This is a genomic window from Microcoleus sp. A6-C6, assembly GCF_036705955.1.
Classification (GTDB): domain Bacteria; phylum Cyanobacteriota; class Cyanobacteriia; order Cyanobacteriales; family Microcoleaceae; genus Microcoleus.
The window spans coordinates 51506-74228 of sequence record NZ_JAUBVR010000031.1 but is presented as its reverse complement, the minus strand read 5'-3'; the positions used below and the strand labels follow the sequence as shown (position 1 = coordinate 74228).

Annotated in this window: 31 protein-coding genes; 18 read left to right on the top strand and 13 right to left on the bottom strand. The window is 45.2% G+C overall.

The genetic code is table 11. From position 1 onward, the window contains the following. Positions 1 to 137 (bottom strand): FAD-dependent oxidoreductase (locus QUB52_RS14775; RefSeq protein WP_332975426.1); only part of this gene is annotated, 137 nt, incomplete at its 3' end. Positions 138 to 410: 273 nt separating this feature from the next. On the opposite strand from QUB52_RS14775, the gene QUB52_RS14770 reads away from it, so the two are divergent. The 8 genes from QUB52_RS14770 (at position 411) to QUB52_RS14735 (ending at position 5027) form a co-directional block, all read left to right on the top strand. After that, positions 411 to 728 (top strand): hypothetical protein, encoded by a 318-nt coding sequence (locus tag QUB52_RS14770; protein WP_265235987.1) that lies wholly within the window; start codon positions 411 to 413, stop codon positions 726 to 728. Between the two features lie 43 nt (positions 729 to 771). After that, positions 772 to 1107: an NADH-quinone oxidoreductase subunit K gene (locus QUB52_RS14765; protein ID WP_265235986.1), complete on the top strand. Its 336-nt coding sequence runs from the start codon at positions 772 to 774 to the stop codon at positions 1105 to 1107. Positions 1108 to 1115: 8 nt separating this feature from the next. Next, on the top strand, positions 1116 to 2558 hold the full coding sequence (locus QUB52_RS14760; RefSeq protein WP_265235984.1) for a cation:proton antiporter: 1443 nt from the start codon (positions 1116 to 1118) through the stop codon (positions 2556 to 2558). Positions 2559 to 2823: 265 nt separating this feature from the next. Next, positions 2824 to 3207 carry a Na+/H+ antiporter subunit E gene (locus tag QUB52_RS14755; protein WP_265235982.1) on the top strand — a complete coding sequence of 128 codons (384 nt, stop codon included), beginning with the start codon at positions 2824 to 2826 and terminating at the stop codon, positions 3205 to 3207. Beyond that, positions 3204 to 3455 (top strand): hypothetical protein, encoded by a 252-nt coding sequence (locus QUB52_RS14750; protein ID WP_265235980.1) that lies wholly within the window; start codon positions 3204 to 3206, stop codon positions 3453 to 3455. Before QUB52_RS14755 ends, QUB52_RS14750 begins: the two co-directional genes overlap by 4 nt. Further along, positions 3452 to 3757 (top strand): monovalent cation/H(+) antiporter subunit G, encoded by a 306-nt coding sequence (locus tag QUB52_RS14745; RefSeq protein ID WP_375339807.1) that lies wholly within the window; start codon positions 3452 to 3454, stop codon positions 3755 to 3757. Before QUB52_RS14750 ends, QUB52_RS14745 begins: the two co-directional genes overlap by 4 nt. Continuing rightward, entirely contained in the window at positions 3754 to 4368 is a 615-nt protein-coding gene (locus tag QUB52_RS14740) for a DUF4040 domain-containing protein (protein ID WP_265235978.1), read from the top strand. The genes QUB52_RS14745 and QUB52_RS14740 overlap by 4 nt, the downstream gene beginning before the upstream one ends. Beyond that, positions 4365 to 5027 (top strand): Na(+)/H(+) antiporter subunit B, encoded by a 663-nt coding sequence (locus QUB52_RS14735; protein WP_265235976.1) that lies wholly within the window; start codon positions 4365 to 4367, stop codon positions 5025 to 5027. The genes QUB52_RS14740 and QUB52_RS14735 overlap by 4 nt, the downstream gene beginning before the upstream one ends. A 149-nt stretch (positions 5028 to 5176) precedes the next feature. Here the strand turns inward: QUB52_RS14735 and QUB52_RS14730 are convergent, their stop codons facing one another. Further along, positions 5177 to 5545: a DUF5615 family PIN-like protein gene (locus tag QUB52_RS14730; RefSeq protein WP_332970124.1), complete on the bottom strand. Its 369-nt coding sequence runs from the start codon at positions 5543 to 5545 to the stop codon at positions 5177 to 5179. After that, complete coding sequence (locus tag QUB52_RS14725; RefSeq protein WP_265235972.1) at positions 5542 to 5844, bottom strand: DUF433 domain-containing protein; 303 nt, start codon at positions 5842 to 5844, stop codon at positions 5542 to 5544. Before QUB52_RS14725 ends, QUB52_RS14730 begins: the two co-directional genes overlap by 4 nt. A 175-nt stretch (positions 5845 to 6019) precedes the next feature. Between QUB52_RS14725 and QUB52_RS14720 the strand changes: the two genes are divergently transcribed. Beyond that, positions 6020 to 6166 (top strand): hypothetical protein, encoded by a 147-nt coding sequence (locus QUB52_RS14720; protein ID WP_265235970.1) that lies wholly within the window; start codon positions 6020 to 6022, stop codon positions 6164 to 6166. Between the two features lie 225 nt (positions 6167 to 6391). Here the strand turns inward: QUB52_RS14720 and QUB52_RS14715 are convergent, their stop codons facing one another. Both QUB52_RS14715 and ndk read right to left on the bottom strand, forming a co-directional pair. Then, on the bottom strand, positions 6392 to 6649 hold the full coding sequence (locus QUB52_RS14715; RefSeq protein WP_265235968.1) for a hypothetical protein: 258 nt from the start codon (positions 6647 to 6649) through the stop codon (positions 6392 to 6394). Between the two features lie 446 nt (positions 6650 to 7095). Then, entirely contained in the window at positions 7096 to 7545 is a 450-nt protein-coding gene (gene ndk / locus QUB52_RS14710; RefSeq protein ID WP_265235966.1) for a nucleoside-diphosphate kinase, read from the bottom strand. Positions 7546 to 7917: 372 nt separating this feature from the next. Here ndk and QUB52_RS14705 point away from each other — a divergent pair, with 372 nt between their 5' ends. Both QUB52_RS14705 and QUB52_RS14700 read left to right on the top strand, forming a co-directional pair. Further along, positions 7918 to 8406, top strand: a complete 489-nt coding sequence (locus QUB52_RS14705) for a hypothetical protein (RefSeq protein WP_332972846.1) — start codon at positions 7918 to 7920, stop codon at positions 8404 to 8406. Between the two features lie 30 nt (positions 8407 to 8436). Continuing rightward, complete coding sequence (locus QUB52_RS14700; protein ID WP_332972847.1) at positions 8437 to 8673, top strand: hypothetical protein; 237 nt, start codon at positions 8437 to 8439, stop codon at positions 8671 to 8673. Between the two features lie 92 nt (positions 8674 to 8765). Here QUB52_RS14700 and proB read toward each other — a convergent pair whose 3' ends face one another. The 3 genes from proB to petB all read right to left on the bottom strand — a co-directional run bounded on the left by proB (position 8766) and on the right by petB (position 11645). Beyond that, positions 8766 to 9875 (bottom strand): glutamate 5-kinase, encoded by a 1110-nt coding sequence (gene proB / locus QUB52_RS14695; RefSeq protein WP_265235963.1) that lies wholly within the window; start codon positions 9873 to 9875, stop codon positions 8766 to 8768. Positions 9876 to 10310: 435 nt separating this feature from the next. Beyond that, the gene (gene petD / locus QUB52_RS14690; protein ID WP_265235961.1) at positions 10311 to 10793 is read right to left on the bottom strand and encodes a cytochrome b6-f complex subunit IV; all 483 of its coding nucleotides are present in this window, start codon (positions 10791 to 10793) and stop codon (positions 10311 to 10313) included. A 183-nt stretch (positions 10794 to 10976) separates the two neighbouring features. Then, positions 10977 to 11645, bottom strand: coding sequence for a cytochrome b6 (gene petB / locus QUB52_RS14685; protein WP_265235959.1), 669 nt, complete (start codon positions 11643 to 11645; stop codon positions 10977 to 10979). Positions 11646 to 12242: 597 nt separating this feature from the next. On the opposite strand from petB, the gene ctpA reads away from it, so the two are divergent. Beyond that, positions 12243 to 13529: a carboxyl-terminal processing protease CtpA gene (gene ctpA, locus QUB52_RS14680; protein WP_265235957.1), complete on the top strand. Its 1287-nt coding sequence runs from the start codon at positions 12243 to 12245 to the stop codon at positions 13527 to 13529. A gap of 157 nt (positions 13530 to 13686) precedes the next feature. On the opposite strand, the gene QUB52_RS14675 is transcribed toward ctpA, so the two are convergent. Then, a complete protein-coding gene (locus QUB52_RS14675) occupies positions 13687 to 14100 on the bottom strand; it encodes a hypothetical protein (protein ID WP_265235955.1) in 414 nt (137 codons plus the stop codon). A gap of 277 nt (positions 14101 to 14377) precedes the next feature. After that, positions 14378 to 14473: a photosystem I reaction center subunit XII gene (gene psaM / locus QUB52_RS14670; protein ID WP_015174804.1), complete on the bottom strand. Its 96-nt coding sequence runs from the start codon at positions 14471 to 14473 to the stop codon at positions 14378 to 14380. A 66-nt stretch (positions 14474 to 14539) separates the two neighbouring features. On the opposite strand from psaM, the gene QUB52_RS14665 reads away from it, so the two are divergent. Then, on the top strand, positions 14540 to 14773 hold the full coding sequence (locus tag QUB52_RS14665; protein ID WP_332972848.1) for a hypothetical protein: 234 nt from the start codon (positions 14540 to 14542) through the stop codon (positions 14771 to 14773). An 84-nt stretch (positions 14774 to 14857) separates the two neighbouring features. Then, positions 14858 to 15640 carry a TerC family protein gene (locus tag QUB52_RS14660; protein ID WP_265235934.1) on the top strand — a complete coding sequence of 261 codons (783 nt, stop codon included), beginning with the start codon at positions 14858 to 14860 and terminating at the stop codon, positions 15638 to 15640. 190 nt (positions 15641 to 15830) lie between these two features. Here the strand turns inward: QUB52_RS14660 and QUB52_RS14655 are convergent, their stop codons facing one another. Further along, positions 15831 to 16196 carry a DUF2500 domain-containing protein gene (locus QUB52_RS14655; RefSeq protein ID WP_265235932.1) on the bottom strand — a complete coding sequence of 122 codons (366 nt, stop codon included), beginning with the start codon at positions 16194 to 16196 and terminating at the stop codon, positions 15831 to 15833. A gap of 774 nt (positions 16197 to 16970) precedes the next feature. Then, the gene (locus QUB52_RS14650) at positions 16971 to 18044 is read right to left on the bottom strand and encodes a radical SAM protein (protein WP_332972849.1); all 1074 of its coding nucleotides are present in this window, start codon (positions 18042 to 18044) and stop codon (positions 16971 to 16973) included. Positions 18045 to 18496: 452 nt separating this feature from the next. Between QUB52_RS14650 and QUB52_RS14645 the strand changes: the two genes are divergently transcribed. The 3 genes from QUB52_RS14645 to QUB52_RS14635 all read left to right on the top strand — a co-directional run bounded on the left by QUB52_RS14645 (position 18497) and on the right by QUB52_RS14635 (position 21197). Next, a complete protein-coding gene (locus QUB52_RS14645) occupies positions 18497 to 19291 on the top strand; it encodes an ABC transporter permease (protein WP_442923173.1) in 795 nt (264 codons plus the stop codon). 202 nt (positions 19292 to 19493) lie between these two features. Then, positions 19494 to 20357, top strand: a complete 864-nt coding sequence (locus tag QUB52_RS14640) for an aldo/keto reductase (RefSeq protein WP_265235928.1) — start codon at positions 19494 to 19496, stop codon at positions 20355 to 20357. 162 nt (positions 20358 to 20519) lie between these two features. After that, the gene (locus QUB52_RS14635) at positions 20520 to 21197 is read left to right on the top strand and encodes a GIY-YIG nuclease family protein (protein ID WP_265235926.1); all 678 of its coding nucleotides are present in this window, start codon (positions 20520 to 20522) and stop codon (positions 21195 to 21197) included. An 85-nt stretch (positions 21198 to 21282) separates the two neighbouring features. Here the strand turns inward: QUB52_RS14635 and QUB52_RS14630 are convergent, their stop codons facing one another. Further along, the gene (locus QUB52_RS14630) at positions 21283 to 21405 is read right to left on the bottom strand and encodes a hypothetical protein (protein WP_265235924.1); all 123 of its coding nucleotides are present in this window, start codon (positions 21403 to 21405) and stop codon (positions 21283 to 21285) included. A 60-nt stretch (positions 21406 to 21465) separates the two neighbouring features. Here QUB52_RS14630 and rseP point away from each other — a divergent pair, with 60 nt between their 5' ends. After that, positions 21466 to 22566 carry an RIP metalloprotease RseP gene (gene rseP / locus QUB52_RS14625; protein WP_265235922.1) on the top strand — a complete coding sequence of 367 codons (1101 nt, stop codon included), beginning with the start codon at positions 21466 to 21468 and terminating at the stop codon, positions 22564 to 22566. Positions 22567 to 22723: the final 157 nt, after the last annotated feature.

The following is a 22723-nucleotide window of genomic DNA, read 5'->3' as shown; positions in this document are numbered from 1 at the left end:
TCGAGGTTGAGGGTGAGTAAAAGGGTGCGGCATCCGAGGCGAGATGTGGCGAGGGCGGCTTCGCAGCCTGAGTGTCCGGCACCTACTACGATGATGTCGAAACTGTCTTGGAATTGTACTGGGGTTTGTGCGGTCATGGTCTGCGTTTGAGTGGCAAGGACTCGTACTTTATTTTAGCAGTAATTTTGATAAGTAGGTAAGTGTAAAAAGACCATAATATTTGGCAAATAATTGGTGAGCGGGCGAGAATTATACCCACACTAAATAAATAAGAAAAATCATTTTTTTGTGGAACGGGCATCTTGCCTGTTCCGAGGCTGGCTGATAGCCCATCCCTATCTTCACGGCAGTCACGAGTGGTGTATTCAGAATAACACTTGCGGAGGCAGGGTATATTGAGTCATAAGCAAATGGACATCATACACTCAAGAAACACACTCTCGCCAATACACGCGGGGGTTATTGTCTCCAGTCGGCGCATCACTATTAAAAGAAATATCATTCATTGTACTCCCATTCTGTGGTATCTGGGTGCGATCGCCCGATCGTCCTGCACGCGCGATCGCCCCAGTTACACTCTGTACTCCCATTTAACACCAATTCCCACAACCAATGCCACCATAGGAGAGATTCCCAACCGCGATCGCATTAATTGCCGAGTTAATCTCAAAGATAAAATCTCCAACCTAAAATCGATCGACTCGCTCTACTTTATTAATAGCACCTAAATAATGTATGATTGTCACCAAACCTTAAGCAACAAAAATTTCCGTGTTAGAAGCCTTCGTATTTGCCACAATATTGTGCGGTTTTTTTGGTATCATCCTTAAAAAGAACCTGGTGATGAAGATCGTCTCTATGGACGTGATGAGCACCGGTGTAATTGCCTATTATGTCGTGATTGCATCCCTAAATGGCTTGTTCACGCCAATTATGGGAGAAGTCAAAAATAGAGCTTTCGCCGATCCCGTTCCCCAGGGGATCATCTTAACTGCGATCGTCATCGGCTTTTCGATTCAAGCCCTGATGCTGGTGGGTGTGATGAAGCTAGCACGAGATAACCCCACATTGGAAACCAGCGAGATCGAGAAAAATAACACGCCGTAAACCCATCCATGAATATTATTACGATCGCTTGGCTGACCATACCATTTTTTATCGGATTCGTCATTTATTTACTCCCCAAGCTTGACAAATATCTCGCCTTAGCAGTCACCTTTGTTTCGGCCGGCTATGCGCTACAACTATTTCTCGAAAAGTCACCGGTTAAACTACAGTTACTAGATAATTTCGGCGTTCAAGTAGTCGCAGATCATTTAGGCGCATACTTTATATTGACAAATGCCATAGTAACTGCTGCCGTGATTTTTTACTGTTGGGACAGTGGTAAATCAGCCTTTTTTTACTCCCAGATGATTATTCTGCATGGTAGTATAAATGCTACCTTTATCTGTGTAGATTTTGTCAGTTTATATGTCGCCCTAGAAGTCAGCGGAATAGCAGCTTTTCTGTTAATTGCCTATCCTCGCACCGATCGCTCTTTATGGGTAGCCTTGCGCTATCTATTTATCAGCAACACCGCCATGCTATTTTATCTAGTAGGCGCAGTGCTAGTCTATCAAAAACATAATTCCTTTTTGTTTGACGGCTTAAAAGGTGCGCCACCAGAAGCCTTAGCCCTGATTTTTCTGGGATTATTGCTCAAAGGGGGGATTTTTGTATCGGGATTGTGGCTGCCGCTAACTCACTCAGAATCAGAAACCCCAGTATCTGCTTTACTCTCAGGAATTGTCATCAAAGCCAGTATTTTACCTCTCTTGCGCTGTGCTTTAATTTCCGACGATATTGGTAATATCGTCAAAATATTTGGCGTAGCAACAGCCTTGATGGGGGGATTTTATGCCGTCTTTGAAAAAGACACCAAACGGATGTTAGCCTTCAGCACAATTGGCCAGTTAGGCTTTATTTTAGCAGCACCAGAAGTCGGTGGATTTTATGCGCTGACTCACGGTTTAGTGAAATCCAATCTATTTTTAATTGCAGGTTCATTACCAAGTAGAAACTTCAAAGAACTACAATCTAAACCGATTGATCCAAACCTTTGGATTGCCCTAGTTATCGCCAGTCTATCGATTTCCGGCTTTCCTTTGTTGGCAGGATTTGGGTCTAAAGTGTTGACATTAACAAGTGTAGCACCTTGGCAGGTAATCCCTATGAATATCGCCGCCGCAGGCACAGCCATAGCCTTCGCCAAATTCATCTTTATCCCGCGCGGAGAAAAACAGGAAGTCAAGTCCGGTTTGTGGCCTGCCGTCATCCTCTTAATTAGCGGGCTAATTATCGCAAATGTAGTATACTTAGATGCTTATACCATTGAAAGCATCATCAAAGCACTTATCACGATCGCGATAGGGTGGCTGATTTATGTTTTAATTATTAAACGGTTAGCGATCGCTCTGCCGCGTGTACCTGAGCAATTCGATCATCTGGTAGGTGTGATGACTCTAACTTTGATCGTACTTTTTTGGATGGCATTAGCGACAGGAACCCACAGTTAAATCGAAATTGCGATCACTAACAGTAAGGGTATGTAAGAAACATCTGTTCAGTTGACAGTTGACAGTTGACAGTTGACAAAAGAAGGAAGAGGATTGGAGTAATGAATTGTCTGATTTTATTTGCTCCCTAAAAGAGAGAGGCTTTAAACCAATTCTTTCTGGTAAAACTAGAAACTATCTTGTAATTGTCTCCGTTTATCTGCCTGATATCTGCGGTTGTTGCAGCAATGAAATATTTATGCAAGAAGTTTAAAAAAGAAAAAAGATGATTGGAAGTTTGATATTACGATTGACAATTTGGTTTTTGTTGACAGCCGATTTCACTGTGCCAAATATCATCATTGGTATAGCGATCGCATTTCTCCTCCCCCGCGGCTATACATCCCCGGAACGGATAAAGGATTGGCTAAGTATGCTCAAAAAAATCCTGATTGCGATTCCAGTAGCATACATTGAGGCTTTTGAAATTATCATTCGTCCCCATAACGGAGAAGACATGATTTTGGAACAGGCAAAAATGAAACGATCGCCGATCATGATATTTCTGGATGTATTTCTAATCACCTTTACACCCAAAACAATTGTGGTGAAATACAACGAAGAAGGCTGCTACGAAGTTCACCGGATTTTCCCGATTAAAAAATCATGAATTGGCTCTTAATTGCGATGATTGCAGCGATGCTAATCCCCATGTACGAGGCATTGACGGATGATGATGTTTGGCAGAAAATGTTGGCATTGGCCAGTATTTCCACAAAGGCAGGAATTATGACTTTGTTCATATCTGTCTTGCGCGATGATTGGATGATTGGCGCTGTGGGGGCGATTATCCTCACCGTAGGAAATGCGGGATTAATGCTGTTGGCACATATCATAAAACGACTGGACGACCTATGATTATTGATGTTTTGAGTTATTTCTTGATGGTTGTAGGAGTATTCTTCTGGTTTTGGGGAACTTCTCACCTACTCGGCAAGCGATCGGTATTATTTAAGTTACACAGTCTTTCGGTTGCGGATACCTTGGGTTCCATGCTAATAGTGATCGGGCTGCTGATCAAAATACCTAGTAGATGGCCGCTGCTAACTTTAGCAATTATTTCCTTAGCAATCTGGAATACAATGCTGGGATATGTGTTTGCACACTGTTCGAGTGAAGAGGCAGAAAATCAGAAGGAGTTTCCAACAGAGACATTATGAATGATGATAGCTATATCTATATCTTAACTGCGCTGTTGCCCTTGGCTGCTTGTATGGTAGTAGTTCAGGTGAATCCCTACCATGCCCTAGTCATTCGCGGCATATTAGGTGCGATCGCAGCATTGGTATATTCAGTGTTTGGGGCGGCGGATGTGGCCTTGACGGAAGCATTGATGGGTACAATGCTGGCAATAACCCTGTATGCGGTGGCAGTGCGATCGTCCTTGGTGATGCGTTTGGGCGTGTTGGAAGAGGAGAAAGTCGAGTCGGAGGGTGATGTTTTAAAGGTAGAGTTGACGGTAGAGAGTCCCCGCGATTTTAACTCATTGATGAATGATTTTCGCAGAATTTTTAACAAGTATTATCTCCGTATTGAGGTAGTACCTTTCACAACTCCCCAGGCTTTACACCGCGCCTTGATGGAGAAAGAAATTCATGCAAGTTGTGTGCCTGTGCTAGATAGTGATGCAGCAGGTAATGCAGAAACAAAACATTATCAAACTGTGACTAGAATCCAACGGCTATATGACATCATGCAGCCTGAAATTTCATCAATAAATACCAGTCTAGATTATAAAATTGCTTCAGGTTCAGGGGAGGATTATCAATGAAATGGGTTTACATTGCAGCGGGGATATTGCTTTACATTAAAATGCTGTTGTTTGCGAATCCTGCGTCAGGTTTATCAGGTTTGGCAATAGTAGAATTGATTGTCAAAGATAGTGGGATTCCAAATGCAGTATCGGCGATTATTTTCCGAAATCGCCTGTATGACACGATTTTTGAAGTGGTGGTATTTACGATCGCCATTATGGGCGCTAATTTTCTGTTAGCCACGGAAAGACCATCCTGCACAATTTATCAGTTTACGGATCAACCTTCAATTGTTTTAGCTCGTTTAGGAGCAACTATTGCGGCTTTGGTGAGTATTGAATTGTCACTGCGGGGACATTTGACTCCGGGAGGCGGTTTTGCGGCGGGTGTTGCGGGGGGAACTGCGATCGGTTTGGTGGCGATTACTTCGTCATCCGAGTGGATGCAGCGGATTTATGAGCGATCGCACGCGGCGATATGGGAGAAGATTTCGGTACTGGTTTTTGTGGTGTTGTCGGCGATTACTTTGTCTGGCTACGAGTTGCCGCACGGAGAGTTTGGGGCATTAGTTAGCGGTGGTGTAGTGCCTTTGCTGAATATTTTAGTGGCGATAAAGGTTGCTTTGGGTTCGTGGGCTGTGGTGTTGATTTTTATTCGCTATCGCGGGTTGTTGTGATGGATTTTAGGATGTTTTTAGGGGAAACAGTGGTTCTATTTTTGGACTGCTGTTGTTATGGCGATCGCCTTTTCCAAAGACTAAGCTACTGTTAGAAGATAGCGGTTGTGCGATCGATTTGTGTAGATCAATATCGGCTGAGACTTACACTAGCCATTTTTCAAATATTTACCCAAAAACTCTAACAGGTTCACCATTTCCTCTGCTGTTTTATTAGCAGTTAGTTCCAGAATAGCTCGAACTTGCTCACCGACGGAATAGTCTTGTGACAGCAGCGCAATGCCAGCATGAGATTCTTCTCTCGCAAGGAATTCACTATGTAACTGGCAAAAGTCTCCGATATTGTGACTGTACAAGACTCTACTTTGAGTTGCAGCTAACCGAAGTTGTTCTTCGTCTATTACCCCTTCTGTTTGAGTTTCGTTGACGGTTGTGACATCAACTTGACGTGCTCGCAATGCCCGTAGTAGGGACTGATCTTGGGAGTCTTCATCTAAGTAAAGCCTAATTTCAGTCATGCTTTTTGATTCGACTTGCTGTGCAGATATTCTAAACGCTTAGCCTCTGATTCTTGATGGAGCAAATCGGTCTCTATTTCTGCGGTATTGGCATGGTAGTATGTGAGTGCGGCGTAGACTTCGGCGAGGGTGAGATGTCCGATACGATCGCAAATTTCTTCAGCGTTAAGCCCGCGTTTGTACCAAGTTACAATTCGCCGAACCGTGACACCTTTGCCGACGATGTGAGGACATCCACCGTGCAGTCCGGGGGTGCGTGCGATCAGTGTACCAATGTCGATCGAGACTGCTGTTGTCATGACGCTCTAATTTTGAAAATACGGAGCTACTGCTACAGGATAACACGTGGGCGATCAATCATAGCTATTTTTGGTGCGAGCGCCCAGGTTAAAATAAAAGAGCAATGAACGAGGTCAAAACGATGATAGTCCGACAACCTCGCTACAACAAAGAGGAATTTGCGTGCACCGGGCGATGAGATATTATGAATCTCAAGTCCGACCTCAAGTCGAGACAGGCGATCGTGGTAAGATTGTGGCGATCGACATTGAGACAGGAGCTTTTGGAGTTGATGCAAGTCAAATCACTGCTTGCGATCGCCTCAAAGCCCTTAACAGTTGACAGTTGACAGTTGACAGCGAAGTTTTTAGGCAGGGAATTTAAGCCCCAGCCTAAAAACAATCTACCTAAAGGTGAGGGCTTAAATCCCCTGTGATGCAGGTTATCCAAATGCTCAAATCTAGATTTTCTCCCCATGTCCGTCGATTTGGCGGACGCACTCGGAAGACTACATGATTACTCGATGATTATACTCCCGATTCTGTTGTATCTGGGTGCGATCGCCCTTTACCCAATCTCTCCACATCTGCCACCCACAGCGACAGCGCCTGAGCCACTTAATCCACCGTTAAACCCATTGCCAGAAGTTGGAGTAAATATTAAATTATCTGGCAATTCCAACAGCCGAACAGTCTGCCCATCCACCTCAATTAAATTATCAAAATGGGTGAAATGTTGAGTCAAGATAATCATCACAGGCGTAGTATCGCGAGCAGCAAGCCAGTCTAAAAAGCCGTCTCTTTCGCGGTGAGGTGGGTGGAACAATCGCGAAACTTAATATTTCCAAGTGTTTCAAACCTTTTAAAAGCAGGGAAGTACCTAGACTATTCTGCTGCCTGTCTCAGCCATATTAATTTGGAAAAAATGCCTGCCGCGTATATAGCGGTTCTCATAAAGATGAGGTATGCCAAATTCTGGATCGCCAGGGAGAACCACAGTACCGAGCATCTTTACATAAAAGAAACCTCAGAAAGCTTAGAGGAACTATCAATTACCTTTTTCCTAATTACCTTTTTTTCCATTACCAATTACCAATTACCAGACATATAGCGGTTCTCAAAAAAGTGAGGTATGTCCTATGCCCTATGCCCTATGCCCTATGCCCTATGCCCTATGCCCTATGCCCTATGCCCCATGCCCTATGCCCAGTCGTACCTCACCTTTTTGAAAAAGGCTATATCTCCCGATTAACAATCGGGAGAATATCAAAACTACTCCACAATCCAAGGAGTCAAACAAGGAGTCCAATCACTCAATTCTTCAGCTTTAAACCAGAGACTAATTTCTTGCTTCGCAGTTTCCACAGCATCAGAACCGTGAATGATATTGCGACCAACATTCACAGCCAAATCGCCGCGAATTGTCCCAGGTTCTGAATTCAGAGGATTTGTGGCGCCAATCATTTTTCTCGCCGAGGCCACAACGCCGTCGCCTTCCCACACCATCGCCACCATCGGCCCGGAAGTGATGAAGTCTACCAGTCCCGCAAAAAACGGTCTTTCTTTGTGTACGCCGTAATGCTGTTCGGCTAGTTCGCGACTCGCCGTGATTAGCTTCATCCCAACTAGCGTGAAGCCTTTGGCTTCAAAACGACCGATAATTTCGCCGACGAGTCCGCGCTGTACGCCGTCTGGCTTAATCGCTAAAAAAGTCCGTTCCAAGATTAACTCCTATTATTTTCTTAACTGAGCCAAAAGACAGAGTAACTCACAATGCACCTAAAGGCAATTATGAAAATTAGAAATTGTTATTTTACACAGAAGTGTCCGAAGAGAGGCAATATATAACTTACGCATAACTTTGATCTTGCAGCGCGTCAAACCATTTTTTGCGCAAGTCCTGATCTTGTAATTTACCAAATCTGATGCAAATCACAATTTCCTGTGACCACAAACACGCTTAGCTATGATTTAAAATACAAATATGTATGATCGTAAACACACTTATTTAATCTCAACAACATAGATAATTAACGGAGCATCAACATTATGTTGAGAGATTATCTTGATAGCAGCTACTTAGGCAAAAAATCTATGGAAACGATTCTAGCATTCATTGCACAAAAAAAACATGAGTTTACAAATTTGCCGTTATTTAAATTCCTCGCCAATCAACAGATTCACCCGAATCAACGACTAATTTTTGCACCTGTACTCGATCCTTTGGCTATGGGCTTGAGCGACTTAAACAAGTACGTCCTCCGAGAATCTTCTAGCAATCACAAGGTTCAGGAACTGATTAACAAATATACTTACAAAGAAAACTACTACTGGCAGGGATATCTGCAACATCTAGAAACATTCGGCTTGAACAAATTAATGAGTTACGGCGACTTCAGGATGCTTTGGGGTGAAGAAACTCAAAAAACTCGATCGCTGTGTTCAGTTCTCGAATGTTACGCTTGGAAAGCCTCTCCCATTCAGAAACTGGTGTTAGCCGAAGCCTTGGAAGGAAGCGCCACAGTTTTTTGTGAGGCGGTGCTAGAAGTGGTAATGGAATTACAGCAAATTACGAAAAAATAATATATTTATTTGGGAGGAGGTTATGTAAATTTGGAAAATCATCACATTTTAAATACACCGGAGATGCTGCAACTTTTAGCAGAAATAGAACTTACTGATTCCGAACGCCAAGCAGCTTTAGAATTAGCACAAAATGTATTTGAACTGTTTACAGAAGCGATGAATGAGTTGTTCGGACACAGCACCACAAATTCTTGCAATACTATGCTGCAAGTATCGTCAATTTCTGCGATCGATCGCGCTTTTGACTGTTTGGATGTTTGTTAAGCTATTCTGTATTTATATTTTGGGCTATAAGCACACCCCACAAAAGTTTGAATAAGCAGAATTGTACATTATAATGTATAACGGCTTAATGATTAAACAATCACTAAATTATCTCGATGTACCGCCGTTTCTACGCCGGCATAGCCTAAGATTTCAGCAATTTTATCGGATTTACAGCCCTGGATTTGTCTCAATTCTAAGCTGCTATAATTCACAAGTCCTCTAGCAATTTGCTTGCCTGATCCGTCGCACAACTGCACGGAATCATCAGCTTGAAATTCTCCTTCTACTTGAGAAATTCCCGCAGCTAACAGCGATTTTCCGCCGTGGGAAATTGCGTTGACAGCACCGGCATCTAAATACAGTTTTCCGGCTGGAATTAGCACGTTAGCTATCCAGTGTTTTCTAGCATTTACAGGGCGCGGTTGTGGCTCGAATTGAGTGCCGATGGACTCTCCGTTAAGTATTTTCTCGATATTACCAGGAAAGCAGCCGTTAGTGATGACTGTCCGCACTCCCGATGCTGTGGCTATTCTCGCTGCTTCAATTTTTGTTACCATTCCGCCGGTTCCCCAACCGCTGCGGGAATCTCCTGTTTGCACGTCTAATTCTGTGAGTTGTGCCATACTTTCTACTAGGGCGATCGGCTGCGCGTCGGGATTGCTGCGCGGATCGGCGGAATACAGCCGATCGACATCCGTGAGCAAAAACAACCAATCTGCTTCTACCAAACTCCCTACTAGCGCCGAAAGCGTGTCGTTATCGCCAAATTTGAGCTCGTCTACCGCTACAGTATCGTTCTCATTGACGATCGGAATTACGCCCAACCTGAGCAGTTGTTGAAAGGTATTGTAAGCGTTAACATACCCGTTGCGCTGCACTAAATCGCCCCTGGTGAGCAATACTTGGGCGATCGGCTGTTGTAGAGTAGTGAACAAGTCATCATACACGCGCATCAGCCGCCCTTGCCCCACGGCGGCCACAGCCTGCTTCAGAGCGATATTTCGCGGGCGTTCCGTCAAGCCCAAGCGCGCGCAGCCCACCCCCACCGCACCCGAAGAAACCAAGACTACTCGATGTCCTTGCTGCCGCAAATCGGCTAAGATTTCGACTAATGCAGCAATAGTTGAGAGAGCTAAGTTCCCGGTAGTCGATCGAGTCAGCGTCGAAGTTCCTATTTTAACGACAATAGTTTGAGTCATCAGTCATCAGTCATTAGTCATCGGTCATTAGTTATATTATCTCCGATCGCACACCCGCCATCAAATTTGTTTGTAATGAAGAATGGAAGTCTTCATAGAAAGCATCTCAGTTTTACAGTTGTAGTGCTGTTCCCCAAGAGCGATTGTTGCATAGTTCGCTCTTGGGGGACAGCAGGGTAAGAGCATCTAATTTAGTAGAAATTCTACTTAAAAAATTACTTTAATCATGGTATAACGGTTCTCAAAAAAGTGAGGAGAGCCTCATGCCATATCCCCTATGCCGGAAGCGTACCACATCTTTCTGAGAAAAGCTATATTTCGTACTTTAGTCCAAATCTCAAATCTCAAATAAAATGACGCCCGTTAAAGTTTCCGGGTAGTACAAAAGCACTTTACAGGAAACCCACGGGCGTCAAATTTAAGCAACCGTGAATCTTAGAACAGACCCAGGGTGAAAGATTTGTCGATCGGGAAAACAGCACCAATACCCAACCACAGAGTTATGGCAGTTCCCAACAGGAAGACTGTAGTAGCAACAGGGCGGCGGAACGGATTTTGGAACTTGTTAACATTCTCGATGAACGGAATCAAAATCAAGCCCAGAGGAACACCAGCCATGCAAGCAATTCCCAACAATTTGTTAGGCAAAACGCGCAGGAGTTGGAACACAGGCCACAAATACCATTCGGGCAGAATTTCCAGCGGTGTAGCAAAAGGATTGGCAGGTTCGCCAATCATAGCCGGGTCTAGTACAGCCAAGCCGACGCACAGAGAAATCGTTCCCATGATCACAATTGGGAAAACGTAGAGCAAGTCATTAGGCCAAGCTGGTTCGCCATAGTAGTTGTGACCCATGCCCTTAGCGAGCTTAGCGCGTAGCTCTGGATCGCTCAAATCTGGTTTTTTGAGAATAGACATAGTAACAGTGTTCTCCTTTTAGTTTTACTTGGGCTTGGCATTCCGCTGTATTCGTTAGTCGGAATCAGCGGCGCGATCGCAGGAAGTATTGACCGTAATAAATATCATGAGAGATGAATTCTGAATTTTCAACCCAAAATTCAGCAGGGGGGCAAAAAAAATACCGCCCCAGCAACTCAAAATTTACAATGGGCCAGAGATGCCTTGCTTGCGAATCATCAAGAAGTGAGCCAGCATGAAGACGATAATCAGCCAAGGCAAGACAAAAGTGTGCAAGCTGTAGTAACGAGTCAAAGTACCTTGACCGACGCTGACACCGCCGCGCAGCAGTTCAACCAACAAAGAGCCGACAAACGGGATGGCTTCGGGTACACCGGAAACGATTTTAACTGCCCAGTAACCGATTTGATCCCAAGGCAAAGAGTAGCCGGTTACACCGAAAGAAACGGTGAGGACTGCCAAGATGACTCCTGTCACCCAGGTTAATTCGCGGGGCTTTTTGAAGCCGCCGGTCAAATAAACCCGGAAGGTGTGCAGAATCATCATCAGTACCATCATGCTGGCAGACCAGCGGTGGATGGAGCGGATCAGCCAGCCGAAGTTAACTTCATTCATCAGGTATTGCACTGAAGAAAAAGCTTCTGCTACCGTGGGACGGTAATAGAAAGTCATGGCGAAGCCGGTGGCAAACTGGATCAGAAAACAAACTAGAGTAATGCCACCCAAGCAATAGAAGATGTTGACGTGGGGAGGTACATACTTTGTAGTGATATCGTCTGCGAGCGCCTGAATTTCCAGGCGTTCATCAAACCACTGGTAGGTTTTTGATTCGGTGATTTGTTTAGAAAACATGGAGCCAGAATTCCTAAAAGAATATTGCTGTGGTTGAGGTTCAGGGCAGCCGCCACAAGGTTTTTTTTGTCGCCCCGCGCCGAGCAGTTGGCTTTTACTAGCAAATGCCTGAGGCTATTTTTAAATTTGGAGCTGACGAAAGGAACTCTATTGTGCGATCGCCCGCAAGTGCTTGGAAACTAAGCGGTCGCTTGTCCCTACTCGCTGGCGTTGCGCGATCGAATTCCAGACTATGATAAAAAATGTAACATAATTGCTGTGCAGATTTCACGGAGCGATGCTTTTTCCGAGCCTCAAATACCATTTTCTGCAAGCTCAACATCCGCCCCAAGCTGGCATAGAGCCAAAAGCCAAGCTACAGACCAAAGTCTGAGCCACCCAGCGAGTCACAGCGTTAGATTAATATTAATGATAAAACTTCATTGATTTTGAGATTAAATGTTACATTTAAATAATTTTTTGTTCGCGGCGGACATTTGACGCGAACGTTTGACAAATCCTGAATGTCTCCGGGAGATTTGACTGCGCAAAAGCTGAAAAGCCTACAAACTCAAAATACAGGAAATGCAATACTTGCCTATCTTTTACAGAAAAATCATGCACAGACGAGTTTTCCAAACTGCAATTGTACTGTTACTCCAAGTCGCCCTGGTTCTCGGCGCGTGGGCTGGGCCTGCGGCGGCGCTAACTCCAGAACAGCAGCTTTTGAGCGAAGCTTGGCGCATTGTCAATCGTTCTTATGTGGATGACAGCTTCAACTCGAAAAACTGGTGGTCGATTCGCGAAAAAGCCGTTAAGGCACCGCTGAACGACAGACAGCAGACTTACACGGCGATTCAGGGGATGCTGGCGAATCTGGACGACCCCTTCACTCGACTGCTGAAACCTGAACAGTACCGCAGTTTGCAGGTCAACACTTCGGGAGAATTGACGGGAGTTGGGCTGCAAATTGCGATCGACCCCCAGACAAATACGCTGACAGTGGTGGCTCCTTTAGCTGGTTCACCGGCGGATCAAGCCGGCATCCAACCGCTCGATCGCATTTTGAAAATTGACGGCACTGCTACCTCAGAATTGAGCCTAGACGAAGCTGCCACTCGAATGCGCGGCCGCATCGGCACTCCTGTAACTTTGACCTTGGGACGCGAAGGAAGGGACGTTCCAGAGGATGTTAAGTTAGTGCGCGATCGGATTGAACTCCACCCGGTTTATGCCGAATTGCAGTCTGGGCCGGACAATTTACCGCTGGGCTATATTCGCTTGAGCCAATTCAGCGCTAACGCCACGGAAGAAGTCGCCCACGCGATCGACCATTTGGAAAAACAAGGCGCCGCCGCTTACATTCTCGACCTGCGGAACAACCCAGGCGGGCTATTGCAAGCGGGGATTGAAATTGCGCGCTTGTGGCTCGATTCCGGGACGATCGTCTACACGGTCAACAGACAAGGCATTCTCGGCAGTTTTGAGGCTTCGGGACAAGCTTTGACTGGCGATCCGCTAATTGTTTTGGTGAACAAGGGAACAGCCAGTGCTAGCGAAATTTTGGCTGGTGCGCTACAAGATAACGGCAGAGCTCAACTGGTGGGCGAAAAGACTTTCGGCAAAGGACTGATTCAGTCGCTGTTTGATTTGTCTGACGGTTCCGGGTTGGCTGTGACTGTGGCTAAGTACGAGACGCCGAACCACACGGATATTAACAAATTGGGGATTGCGCCCGATCGCGTAGTGCCTTTAGAGTCGATTGCGCGCGATCGAATTGGCACTGAAGAAGACTTACAATATCAAGCTGCACTGCAACTGCTGAAAGAAAAAACCGTGATGGCAAAGACGGCGGAAACCGCGCCTACACAAACAATGTCCGCCTCCGCCGACGGAAGAGAATAAGGTAATTTCAACCGTCCTTTCTTCAACCCGCGGAGGCGGGTTTTGTTTGTATAGGCGCGAATTCCATTCGCCCGCTCTTATTTGTGCGCTCTTCTTTCTTCTGTGTGCGCGGTACACATCCTACAACAATCTTCAGATTAAGGTTGCTATCCCACGATTAAGGCTGCGGGGTGGATTCCTCGGCATCGGGTGCTTGGGGTTCCTGCAAAATCACTGGACGTTGCTGGGGATCAACTCGATTGCTTTGCTCTTGCATGACACTTTTAGCTTGACTGGGGTCAAAATAGCGGTTAAAGTCCGATCGCGACTTCTCTACTCGCTCGCTCGTAAGATTGACTTCAGCTTGGATTTCGTGCAATTTTTCTTGCACAGCCCGGTAGTGAGGCCAAAGCTGAATCAAAGCAGAAGTCGCACAGACTGAAAGTACCATGTTGACTGCTAACTTGACTCCTGTTTCGGCGGCGAGCGCTTGGTGAGGGTAGGAACGCTGGCGGCTGCTACGACGAGGAGTAGCCCGAGGGGGGTTTTTTACAGGACGGAGTGGAGTAACGGTGGGTTGAATCGCTTGCATAATCTTTTTTCAAATACCTGAGACTGACGTTTTTGAGCTGAAAACCGAAAATTCTGAGTTTAACGCACACTCGCCCCTGTTTGTCAGGGTGCTGACAGCCAAAATTTTTGAGACTGGGTGACGCCTGAAGACGGAATTTTCCAATAAAAATGCCTGCCCTTGCAGTCTCATCTTGCTGACCACAAACAATCTACTCCACGGTGGCAGCAGTTGTCTGTAATTTCGAGATTTAACTGCTTGTGCAGGCGTTTTGCGGTTCGCTACTGGTGTCTCGAAACTACTTGTACAGTTCAGTTGACAGCCGGAAAGCCAAGATTCCGGGAATCAAAGCAATTACGAGCGCTACGTAGACTTGGGTATCTGTTAAAGACATATTCGGAAAACTCCTTTTCGCGGGCACGAGCTTTCACCAATTTGAGACAAATTGGCACTTTTGGGAATGGTTTGTTACAACTTGCAATATATTTGGTGCGTCGGGGAGTGGGGGATTGGGAGAGTGGGAGAGTGGGGGAGTGCAGGAGTGGGAGAGTGGGAAAAGTCTTCACGCTTGACTTCTAGGCTCAACATCGATCGCGTAAATCCGTTAAATCCCTTAAATCCGTTAGATAATTCATTGCCGAACTTCCTTGAGAGCGATCGCCCGCGACAAAGTTACCGCACTAGGTTAAGATAAGTGAAGGTGACACTCATTTTAGACAGAGCCGGTAATTTGCGCTGAGCTCGACCCTTGCAAATCGTTAGGTGCACAAAATACTAAATGCTAGAGCAATTTCTCGACGGTTCGCCCAATTTGGGAGTTGACACATTTTTATTATTGTTGGTTTTGGTAGCCTTGGAGGCGGTACTTTCGGCTGACAACGCGATCGCCCTGGCATCTATTTCCAAAGGTTTGGAAAATGAAAAGCTACAGCAACAAGCTCTCAACCTCGGTTTAATAATTGCTTTTGTACTGCGAATCGCACTAATTTTAACAGCGACTTGGGTAATCAAATACTGGCAGTTTGAACTGCTGGGGGCGCTGTACCTGCTGTGGCTAGTTTTCCAGCACTTTGCCTCAGATGCTGACTCCGATGGAGAACATCACGGCCCCAGATTTTCGTCTCTGTGGAAAGCAATTCCAGTGATTGCTTTGACGGATTTAGCATTTTCTTTGGATAGCGTTACAACTGCGATCGCAATTTCTAACGAAATCTGGCTGGTGGTTACTGGAGCCACAATTGGAATTATCGCCCTGCGATTTATGGCGGAATTATTCATCCGCTGGTTAGACGAGTTCGTACACCTTGAAGATGCTGGCTACATTACAGTTGGCTTCGTGGGAATGCGATTGTTGGTAAGAGTAATTAATGAAAATTTAGTACCTCCGCAGTGGCTGCTAATTTCCTCTATCGCCTTGATGTTTGTTTGGGGCTTTTCTAAACGCACTCCTGAGCATATTGAGATTGTAGAATCTCTTACAGAATCTGCGGAAGTTGCTGTCAATCTGCCGGATGTAGAAGTTGCTGTGCCGGAATCGCAACCACAGAAGTCTGAAATTTAACATATTTTCATCTCTATCCAAGTCGCTTAAATCTGTCAACCTAAAAAGACTGAAGGCAGATTAAATATGCAACAGCCTCACATCCCCGGACAAAAGTCACGGGGTTTTTAGGCTTTTATGCTGTAACACCACGACTTGAAATGTTTCATGTTGAAGCTGAGAGGTTGGCGAAGCGTGAAACATCGACCGGTTATGTCAAATCTCGATCGAATCTCTTAAACACAGTGCTCTGAAAATCAAGTTTTCCTGGAGCGGCACCCGGCACAATACTATAAGAAAGTGTACCTCGATCGCCCTGGGCTAGCATAGCATAATCGTGAGGCTCTAAACAAATCTCTGCTCGGCTGCGATCGGAAAATTCAAAAGTTACATAATATATTGTTCCGAATAACCAACCAGGTAAGAGATGTTGACGCTTGGTAACGACACGAGCTTCTCTAGAAAAACTTGGCAAGGAAGCCTTTACTTTAGCAGACCATGCAGCAAACCATTTAACAAACCAGATAATAAATAGAATGAGCGCTATTACAGGAAGGAAGACCATCAAGAATTCCATAACTTAGATTCCCTATCAATTGATGTGCAGTCGAATTTGATGTTACTCTTCACACGACCAAAGGCAATGCAGTTTTCCTACAGCTTGCCGATAGTTTATCTGTCAATACGGTTCACTTAACGCTTTTTTGTCCGAAGAGAACGTCCACGCGCGGCAAACGAGCGTGTATATTTTTCACATAATTTTATAGACTGAACAGTCTTAAGTAAACCGTATTGCATGATAAATTTCAAGTATTTTTGGCCGAAAATCAATCGAATAAGCTTTGATTGTTAATAATGTAAGCTGTTCCACATTTAAACTGCATTATTTGTGGTCTATACCCCATACTGTAAGGGGTTCAGGCAAGAAATTTAAATGACTAACAGCTTATAATGTTTGGTACAACTAAACGTTTTGTGAGTCAAGCATTGCTTGCTATGAGTTAAAAAAGGCTAGGAAGTTTGGTATCGCAGGGGAGGCTTTACTCAACCATGTAATTATAGTTCATTTGATCTGCTATATTTTCGCCTCACTCGTGAGTGTCAGTAACATGATATCTCATCTTTTTGAAAAAGGCTATAGTTGAGGTTCTGCTACTTGTTGATACTGGGTATCCTGGTGCTGGCAAGGAAAATTTTCTCCAAGTGTTTGTAGTGAAGACTCAAGTCCTCATTTTTTGAATAAAACTAAACTCCTCAGTACGAACCAAAATACAATTCATCAAACAGAAAACCGGGTTTGTTACCAAAACCCGGCACCATGAACACAAGCAATTTTAACACTGCTCAAACCTCAATTTTTTAATAACTTCATCCCCATTTTTACCTTGTCGAAAATCGTCTTTTGCGACACACAAGTAATCAGACAAAGCTTGCCACAATTCAAAGTATCCCGGCGAACTTCTTGAGCTTTTTCGCCGTACCAAATCGCGCGGGCGCTGCCTTCTTTCACATTGCCAATCACCGGATATTCATCACACAATTTCACGTCGCCGCGCGTATCGATCCAGTAATTACGCAGTCCAACGCGACAAGGGCGAGTTGAATCGGGAGCTTTTTCTTCTTGGAAGTGAGGAACCATCAAACGCAATACTTCATCGCTGTTCATAATTGGCGCGCCGTTTTTCTTCATCTCAATTAAGCGCTCAATCACCTGTGAAAATTCTTCCCTGTCTGCTTCTTCAATCCACAATTCCGAATAGGTTTCTGGTGTCCAGCGGTTGACTGGTTGGAAGTTCACCGTTGTGGCTCCAATTCCTTTCGCCCAGGTGACAATTTCCTCTAAGTGGCGGAAGTTGAGGCGGTTGATAGTTGGTTTGACGTTAATCGGAAACAGGACATTTTGCTTTTCTTGTTCGGCGCGCAGATAACCGATTCCTTTGGATAGTCTATCGAACAATCCGGGTTGACCGCGCAAATAATCGTGCAATTCTGCATTCGGCCCGTCAACGGACATATTCACATTAAAAGGACGCGCCGCCACAGTTTTAGCAGCATTTTCCTTGGTCATGCAATAACCGTTGGTGGTTACGCCGGCGTGGATGCCGTTTTTGTTTGCAAAAGCTAGCAAGTCTAGAAAACCTTTTTTAATATAAGGTTCGCCGCCGCTAAAGTTGATCGAAAATTCGCCCACAAATTCTTTGACGCTGAACAGGGCATTTTGCCAATCTTCGATTGTCATTTCGTCTTTATATTCTTTGAGCCGCCAATACTCGCACTGGCGGCATTTAACGTTGCAGCGTTCGTTAACAATGCCGTAAAAAGTGACGGGGCTTGTCACGTCGAATCCTGTATTAATCCTGAGCGATTCGGCTACTGCACTCTGGGTGTGTTTTACGCCCAGTCTGGATAATGTTAAAGCATCCATGTCTTGTTTTCCTTATGTGTTGTTACTTAAGTTGATTTATCGAACAGATTTTTGTACGTATTATTACGCATTGCTCCTTACGTATTCCTTACGAGTACGTAAGCACCATCCTAAGCGTTGGTTTTGGGTATGGCTAGATGTTTTTCAAAGATTTATAATGTTAAGCGTTGTAATATATTAGTTTTATTAATGTATTTAGCGATATTTCGTGTTCAAAGATGAAGTTTACTGAGTTTTTGGCAAAGCATCATATACGCTTAAAGCTGAGTTCAGCCCCAAAAATGTAACTTTAGTTAAAATTTGTTAAATTAACTTAATATTTTTCTATGTAATAATACTTAAGTATATTGTATTAATAACTTAAAGTTATCGTCAAATAAGCAGCTCGTACAAAAGTTGGCTTCACACCAGCTTTACAATAGGAGAGAATTTAAGTATTTGAAGAGCAAAAAATGGCGATAAATATGGGACGATATTTGCAGGTACTGAAATTGTTTTGGGGTGCGGCGATCGCAGCGGAACTCGAATACCGCATCAACTTTGTCCTCGCGACCCTGAGCAGCCTCGGAAACCTGGCTGGTAGTTGGTTCGGGCTGTCGCTGTTCTATCGTACTGGCTACAGCTTTTCAGGCTATTCGTGGGAGGAAGCTTTGGTTGTACTCGGCATTTTTACGATTTTGCAGGGGTTTTCGTCAACCTTTCTCGCGCCTAACCTCAACCGTATTGTCGATCGAGTCCAGCAAGGTACTCTCGATTTCGTACTCCTCAAACCCATCAGTTCCCAATTCTGGCTATCTGCAAACACAGTTTCGCCTTGGGGAATCCCAGATCTAATTTTCGGCGCGCTATTGCTGCTGTATGCTGCTAACAAGTTGGGAGTACAAATCGGCAACTATTTTTTAACAGCAATCCCGCTGTTATTTGGCACTATTACTCTTTACAGTATCTGGTTTATGTTAGGTGCAACGAGCATTTGGTTTGTGAAGATTTACAACGTGACCGAAGTCCTGAGAGGATTGTTAGAAGCGGGTAGGTTTCCGATGGCAGCTTATCCCGCAGCTTATCGATTTTTCTTCACTTTTGTAGTTCCCGTTGCCTTCTTGACGACTGTGCCGGCAGAAGCCATGCTGGGTAGAGGTGAAATCGTTTGGATCGCAGGGGCGGGCATATTGGCGATCGGGCTTTTATTTTTCTCTCGCTACTTCTGGCAATTTGCACTCCGCTTTTACACCAGCGCTTCCAGTTAGTTAAGTGTAAATAAACTGACCTACAAGCAGGTTTTGCATCAATAGACAGCCTGTTGGTAAAAATTCTGGCTAAATCCGCCTCCACAAATCTATACAAAATATTTTTTTATCTACTTGTATACTTCAAAATAAAGTAAAATTTCAACATATCCTTATATTGAAATCTCAACTCTCAATCAACCACGCAAACGAGGGCAAACGAATGAAAACAAAAAAACTGGGCAACAGTAATTTCAATATCAGTCCGATCGGTCTTGGATGTATGCCAATGTCCTTAAGCGGCAAGCCGCCGGAATCGCAAGCAATTGCGGTAATTCACCGCGCCCTCGATTTGGGTGTCACCCTGATTGACACCGCAGATTCCTATTGCGAAGATCAATCCGACAAACACCACAACGAGCACTTGATTGCCAAAGCTTTGCAAGAGTACACCGGAGATATTCGGGCGGTTACTGTCGCCACGAAAGGCGGCTTAATGCGCCCTCAAGGCGCCTGGACGCGCAACGGCAATCCCCACCATTTGCGTAAGACAATTCGCGAAAGTTTTGAAGCTTTGGGCGGTCAAAAGCCGATCGACCTTTGGCAGTACCACTCGCCCGATCCAGCCTATACAATCGAAGCAGCCCTAACACCCGCAAAAGAAGCAGTAGAAGCAGGAATGATTCGATTTATCGGAGTTTCCAACTTCTCTGTAGAGCAGATCAAACGCGCCCGCGACACAGTAGAAATTGTCTCGGTGCAGAATCAGTACAATCCGTGGCACAGACAGCCGGAATCCGACGGCGTACTGGAATATTGCGAAGCCGAAAAACTGACATTTTTCCCCTGGAGTCCTTTGGGGGGAAGCCGTCGCGCCACCAGCTTGCAAGATATGCCCGCGATCGCCAAATTAGCCGCAGAAAAAAACGTTTCAGTTTACTGTATAGTATTAGCCTGGTTGATGGCAAAATCCCCCTGCGTCGTTCCGATTCCCGGCGCGACAAAACTATCCAGCATTGAAGACTCCGTGGGGGCGATCGAAGTTAAATTGACTGACGAAGAATTGCAACAAATTGCAGCAAGTTAAATACGTAAGCTGTTGGGCATTTAAATTGCATATTTGGGGCGGGCTTGAAGCCCACCCCCCCACAAAATTTATTAATTTTTGATATACAATTTGAATGCAGAAGAGCTTATAATACCAGAGATTTAATTAGTTAAGTTACCCCTTTGTGAGGAAATGAGTTTTATGGAAGTCAATCAAGTGAATACCGATGGAGACGTAGCAATTGAACATCAAAACGTACCTATCGCCCATGAAGGACTGCACAATTTTTTATACAGTTCCGACTCAGAACATAGCGCATCGACGGCTATTTCGGAAGTAGAAAATGACGGTACGCAAGTAATGTCGATCGATACGTGGCGCGCTCTAGCAACTAACGCCAAAGTCGCCGGTGTTTACGCTGTAATCGACGCTTCCGGTAACACTCAATATGTAGGTTATTCGCGAAATATCCTGCTTTCAATCAATGGTCACATCGCCCAAAACGGCGAGGAAAATTGTGCTTTTTTGCGCGTGCAAACTTTCAAATTCCCCAAGCGGGAAGAAATGGAGAGTTTGCGGGATGCTTGGATAGCAGAACTCGGCACTATTCCGCCGGGAAACGATGTAGACAGCGAGATGTGGGCGAGTACGGTAGGTCAAGCAGCGCGATCGGCAATGTCGGCCACGGAGCAACAAGCTTATGAGGAAAAGAAGCTAAAATTGCGCAAAGCAATGGCAGATTCTACTCTTACTAAAGAGTTAGAAACAGCCGCTAAAATTGACGGCGAACGACACCAACATCTAGAAGCCGCAGTTAACAATGATGATTGGAGTGCGGTGATTCAATCGCAAACCCAGGAAACAAAGTCCGACGAATAAAATTCGCTGCTAGATCAACTTTCGTTTGTCGTAAAGCGGGGTGGGTTTTGTTCGGAGATTGCGTGCCGGATGCGAGGATTTCGCGCTAAAACCGCCCTACGAGTACGATCGCGCGATCGCTTGGTAGTGTCCGGTCGATCGCCACGCCGGGACTTCCCAAAAAAACATCATCTTCCAGTTTGACTGAAAATTGTTGATCGCCAGCCATCGATATTGAAAACAGATTAAAATAAGTCAAAGTCAAGTAAAAGCGTTAGTGGAATCCTTCATGTCAGTTTTGGCAGCGATCGCAGTTTTAGGTATCTTGATTGTCGTTCACGAACTCGGCCACTTCTTGGCGGCGAGACTGCAACACATTCACGTCAACCGCTTCTCCATCGGTTTCGGCCCCATCCTCTGGAAGTATCAAGGCCCGGAAACAGAATACGCCATCCGCGCCTTTCCCCTGGGAGGTTTCGTGGGTTTCCCGGATGACGATCCAGACAGCGCTATTCCTCCAAATGACCCGAATTTGTTGCGAAATCGCCCTGTGTTCGATCGGGCGATCGTGATTAGTGCAGGGGTAATTGCCAACTTAGTTTTTGCTTATTTCCTGCTGGTGGTGCAATTGACTACCGTCGGTGCAGCATCCCTGAACTACCTACCGGGTGTTAAAGTCCCGGAAGTGGCGGCGGAAGTTAGTTCGGCGGCGAAACAAGCGGGAATTCGATCGGGCGACATTGTTCTGTCCGTTGATGGCAAGGAATTGGGCGCTTCCGGCGAAGCAATCAAATCTTTAGTCGCAGCAATCCAAAATAATCCCAACAAAGCCCTGGCGTTGGAAATTCAGCGCGCAGAACAGAAATTTGTGGTCACAGTTACTCCTGAATTGTCACCTGACGGTAAAGGTAAGATTGGCGTGCAGCTAACTTCTAACGGTACTGTCGTGCGGCAGCGGGCGGGAATTGTAGAAGCATTTAGCAAGGCGGCGACTGAATTTGAGCGGATTGTAGTGCTGACGTTTCAAGGTTTCGGGCAGTTAGTTAGCAATTTCAGCCAGACTGCCGAAAAGCTGTCCGGGCCCGTGGCAATTGTAGCCATTGGTGCAGGGATTGCGCGATCGGATGCAGCGAATTTGTTTCAGTTTGCCGTGTTAATTAGCATCAATTTGGCTGTGATTAATATCTTGCCTTTACCTGCTTTGGATGGCGGTCAACTAGCTTTTTTGTTAATAGAAGCACTGCGTGGTAAGCCTCTGCCGAACCGCATTCAGGAAAATGTGATGCAGACTGGTTTGGTGCTGTTGTTGGGTTTGGGAATTTTCTTGATTGTTCGCGATACTGCTAATTTGGCTGGCTTTGATTTGGTGCGAACTCTCCGGCAGCAGTAGTCAGTTGACAGTAGTCAGTTGACAGTTGACAGTTGACAGTTGGCAGTTGCCAGTTGATAGTTGACAGTTGGCAGTTGGCAGTTGATAGTTGATAGTTATCATTAGTGATTAGTCAGCAGCCATTAGTCATGATCAGAAAGGATTGGTTTAAAGCCTC

What these genes read in the sequence shown, in the direction of transcription:
- QUB52_RS14770 (WP_265235987.1), top strand. Translation starts at nt 411, where the DNA reads ATGGACATCATACACTCAAGAAACACACTCTCGCCAATACACGCGGGG.
- QUB52_RS14760 (WP_265235984.1), top strand. Translation starts at nt 1,116, where the DNA reads ATGAATATTATTACGATCGCTTGGCTGACCATACCATTTTTTATCGGA.
- QUB52_RS14755 (WP_265235982.1), top strand. Translation starts at nt 2,824, where the DNA reads ATGATTGGAAGTTTGATATTACGATTGACAATTTGGTTTTTGTTGACA.
- QUB52_RS14750 (WP_265235980.1), top strand. Translation starts at nt 3,204, where the DNA reads ATGAATTGGCTCTTAATTGCGATGATTGCAGCGATGCTAATCCCCATG.
- QUB52_RS14745 (WP_375339807.1), top strand. Translation starts at nt 3,452, where the DNA reads ATGATTATTGATGTTTTGAGTTATTTCTTGATGGTTGTAGGAGTATTC.
- QUB52_RS14740 (WP_265235978.1), top strand. Translation starts at nt 3,754, where the DNA reads ATGAATGATGATAGCTATATCTATATCTTAACTGCGCTGTTGCCCTTG.
- QUB52_RS14735 (WP_265235976.1), top strand. Translation starts at nt 4,365, where the DNA reads ATGAAATGGGTTTACATTGCAGCGGGGATATTGCTTTACATTAAAATG.
- QUB52_RS14730 (WP_332970124.1), bottom strand. Translation starts at nt 5,545, where the DNA reads ATGACTGAAATTAGGCTTTACTTAGATGAAGACTCCCAAGATCAGTCC.
- QUB52_RS14725 (WP_265235972.1), bottom strand. Translation starts at nt 5,844, where the DNA reads ATGACAACAGCAGTCTCGATCGACATTGGTACACTGATCGCACGCACC.
- QUB52_RS14720 (WP_265235970.1), top strand. Translation starts at nt 6,020, where the DNA reads ATGAGATATTATGAATCTCAAGTCCGACCTCAAGTCGAGACAGGCGAT.
- QUB52_RS14705 (WP_332972846.1), top strand. Translation starts at nt 7,918, where the DNA reads ATGGAAACGATTCTAGCATTCATTGCACAAAAAAAACATGAGTTTACA.
- proB (WP_265235963.1), bottom strand. Translation starts at nt 9,875, where the DNA reads ATGACTCAAACTATTGTCGTTAAAATAGGAACTTCGACGCTGACTCGA.
- petD (WP_265235961.1), bottom strand. Translation starts at nt 10,793, where the DNA reads ATGTCTATTCTCAAAAAACCAGATTTGAGCGATCCAGAGCTACGCGCT.
- petB (WP_265235959.1), bottom strand. Translation starts at nt 11,645, where the DNA reads ATGTTTTCTAAACAAATCACCGAATCAAAAACCTACCAGTGGTTTGAT.
- ctpA (WP_265235957.1), top strand. Translation starts at nt 12,243, where the DNA reads ATGCACAGACGAGTTTTCCAAACTGCAATTGTACTGTTACTCCAAGTC.
- QUB52_RS14675 (WP_265235955.1), bottom strand. Translation starts at nt 14,100, where the DNA reads ATGCAAGCGATTCAACCCACCGTTACTCCACTCCGTCCTGTAAAAAAC.
- psaM (WP_015174804.1), bottom strand. Translation starts at nt 14,473, where the DNA reads ATGTCTTTAACAGATACCCAAGTCTACGTAGCGCTCGTAATTGCTTTG.
- QUB52_RS14665 (WP_332972848.1), top strand. Translation starts at nt 14,540, where the DNA reads ATGGTTTGTTACAACTTGCAATATATTTGGTGCGTCGGGGAGTGGGGG.
- QUB52_RS14660 (WP_265235934.1), top strand. Translation starts at nt 14,858, where the DNA reads ATGCTAGAGCAATTTCTCGACGGTTCGCCCAATTTGGGAGTTGACACA.
- QUB52_RS14655 (WP_265235932.1), bottom strand. Translation starts at nt 16,196, where the DNA reads ATGGAATTCTTGATGGTCTTCCTTCCTGTAATAGCGCTCATTCTATTT.
- QUB52_RS14650 (WP_332972849.1), bottom strand. Translation starts at nt 18,044, where the DNA reads ATGGATGCTTTAACATTATCCAGACTGGGCGTAAAACACACCCAGAGT.
- QUB52_RS14645 (WP_442923173.1), top strand. Translation starts at nt 18,497, where the DNA reads ATGGCGATAAATATGGGACGATATTTGCAGGTACTGAAATTGTTTTGG.
- QUB52_RS14640 (WP_265235928.1), top strand. Translation starts at nt 19,494, where the DNA reads ATGAAAACAAAAAAACTGGGCAACAGTAATTTCAATATCAGTCCGATC.
- QUB52_RS14635 (WP_265235926.1), top strand. Translation starts at nt 20,520, where the DNA reads ATGGAAGTCAATCAAGTGAATACCGATGGAGACGTAGCAATTGAACAT.
- QUB52_RS14630 (WP_265235924.1), bottom strand. Translation starts at nt 21,405, where the DNA reads ATGGCTGGCGATCAACAATTTTCAGTCAAACTGGAAGATGATGTTTTT.
- rseP (WP_265235922.1), top strand. Translation starts at nt 21,466, where the DNA reads ATGTCAGTTTTGGCAGCGATCGCAGTTTTAGGTATCTTGATTGTCGTT.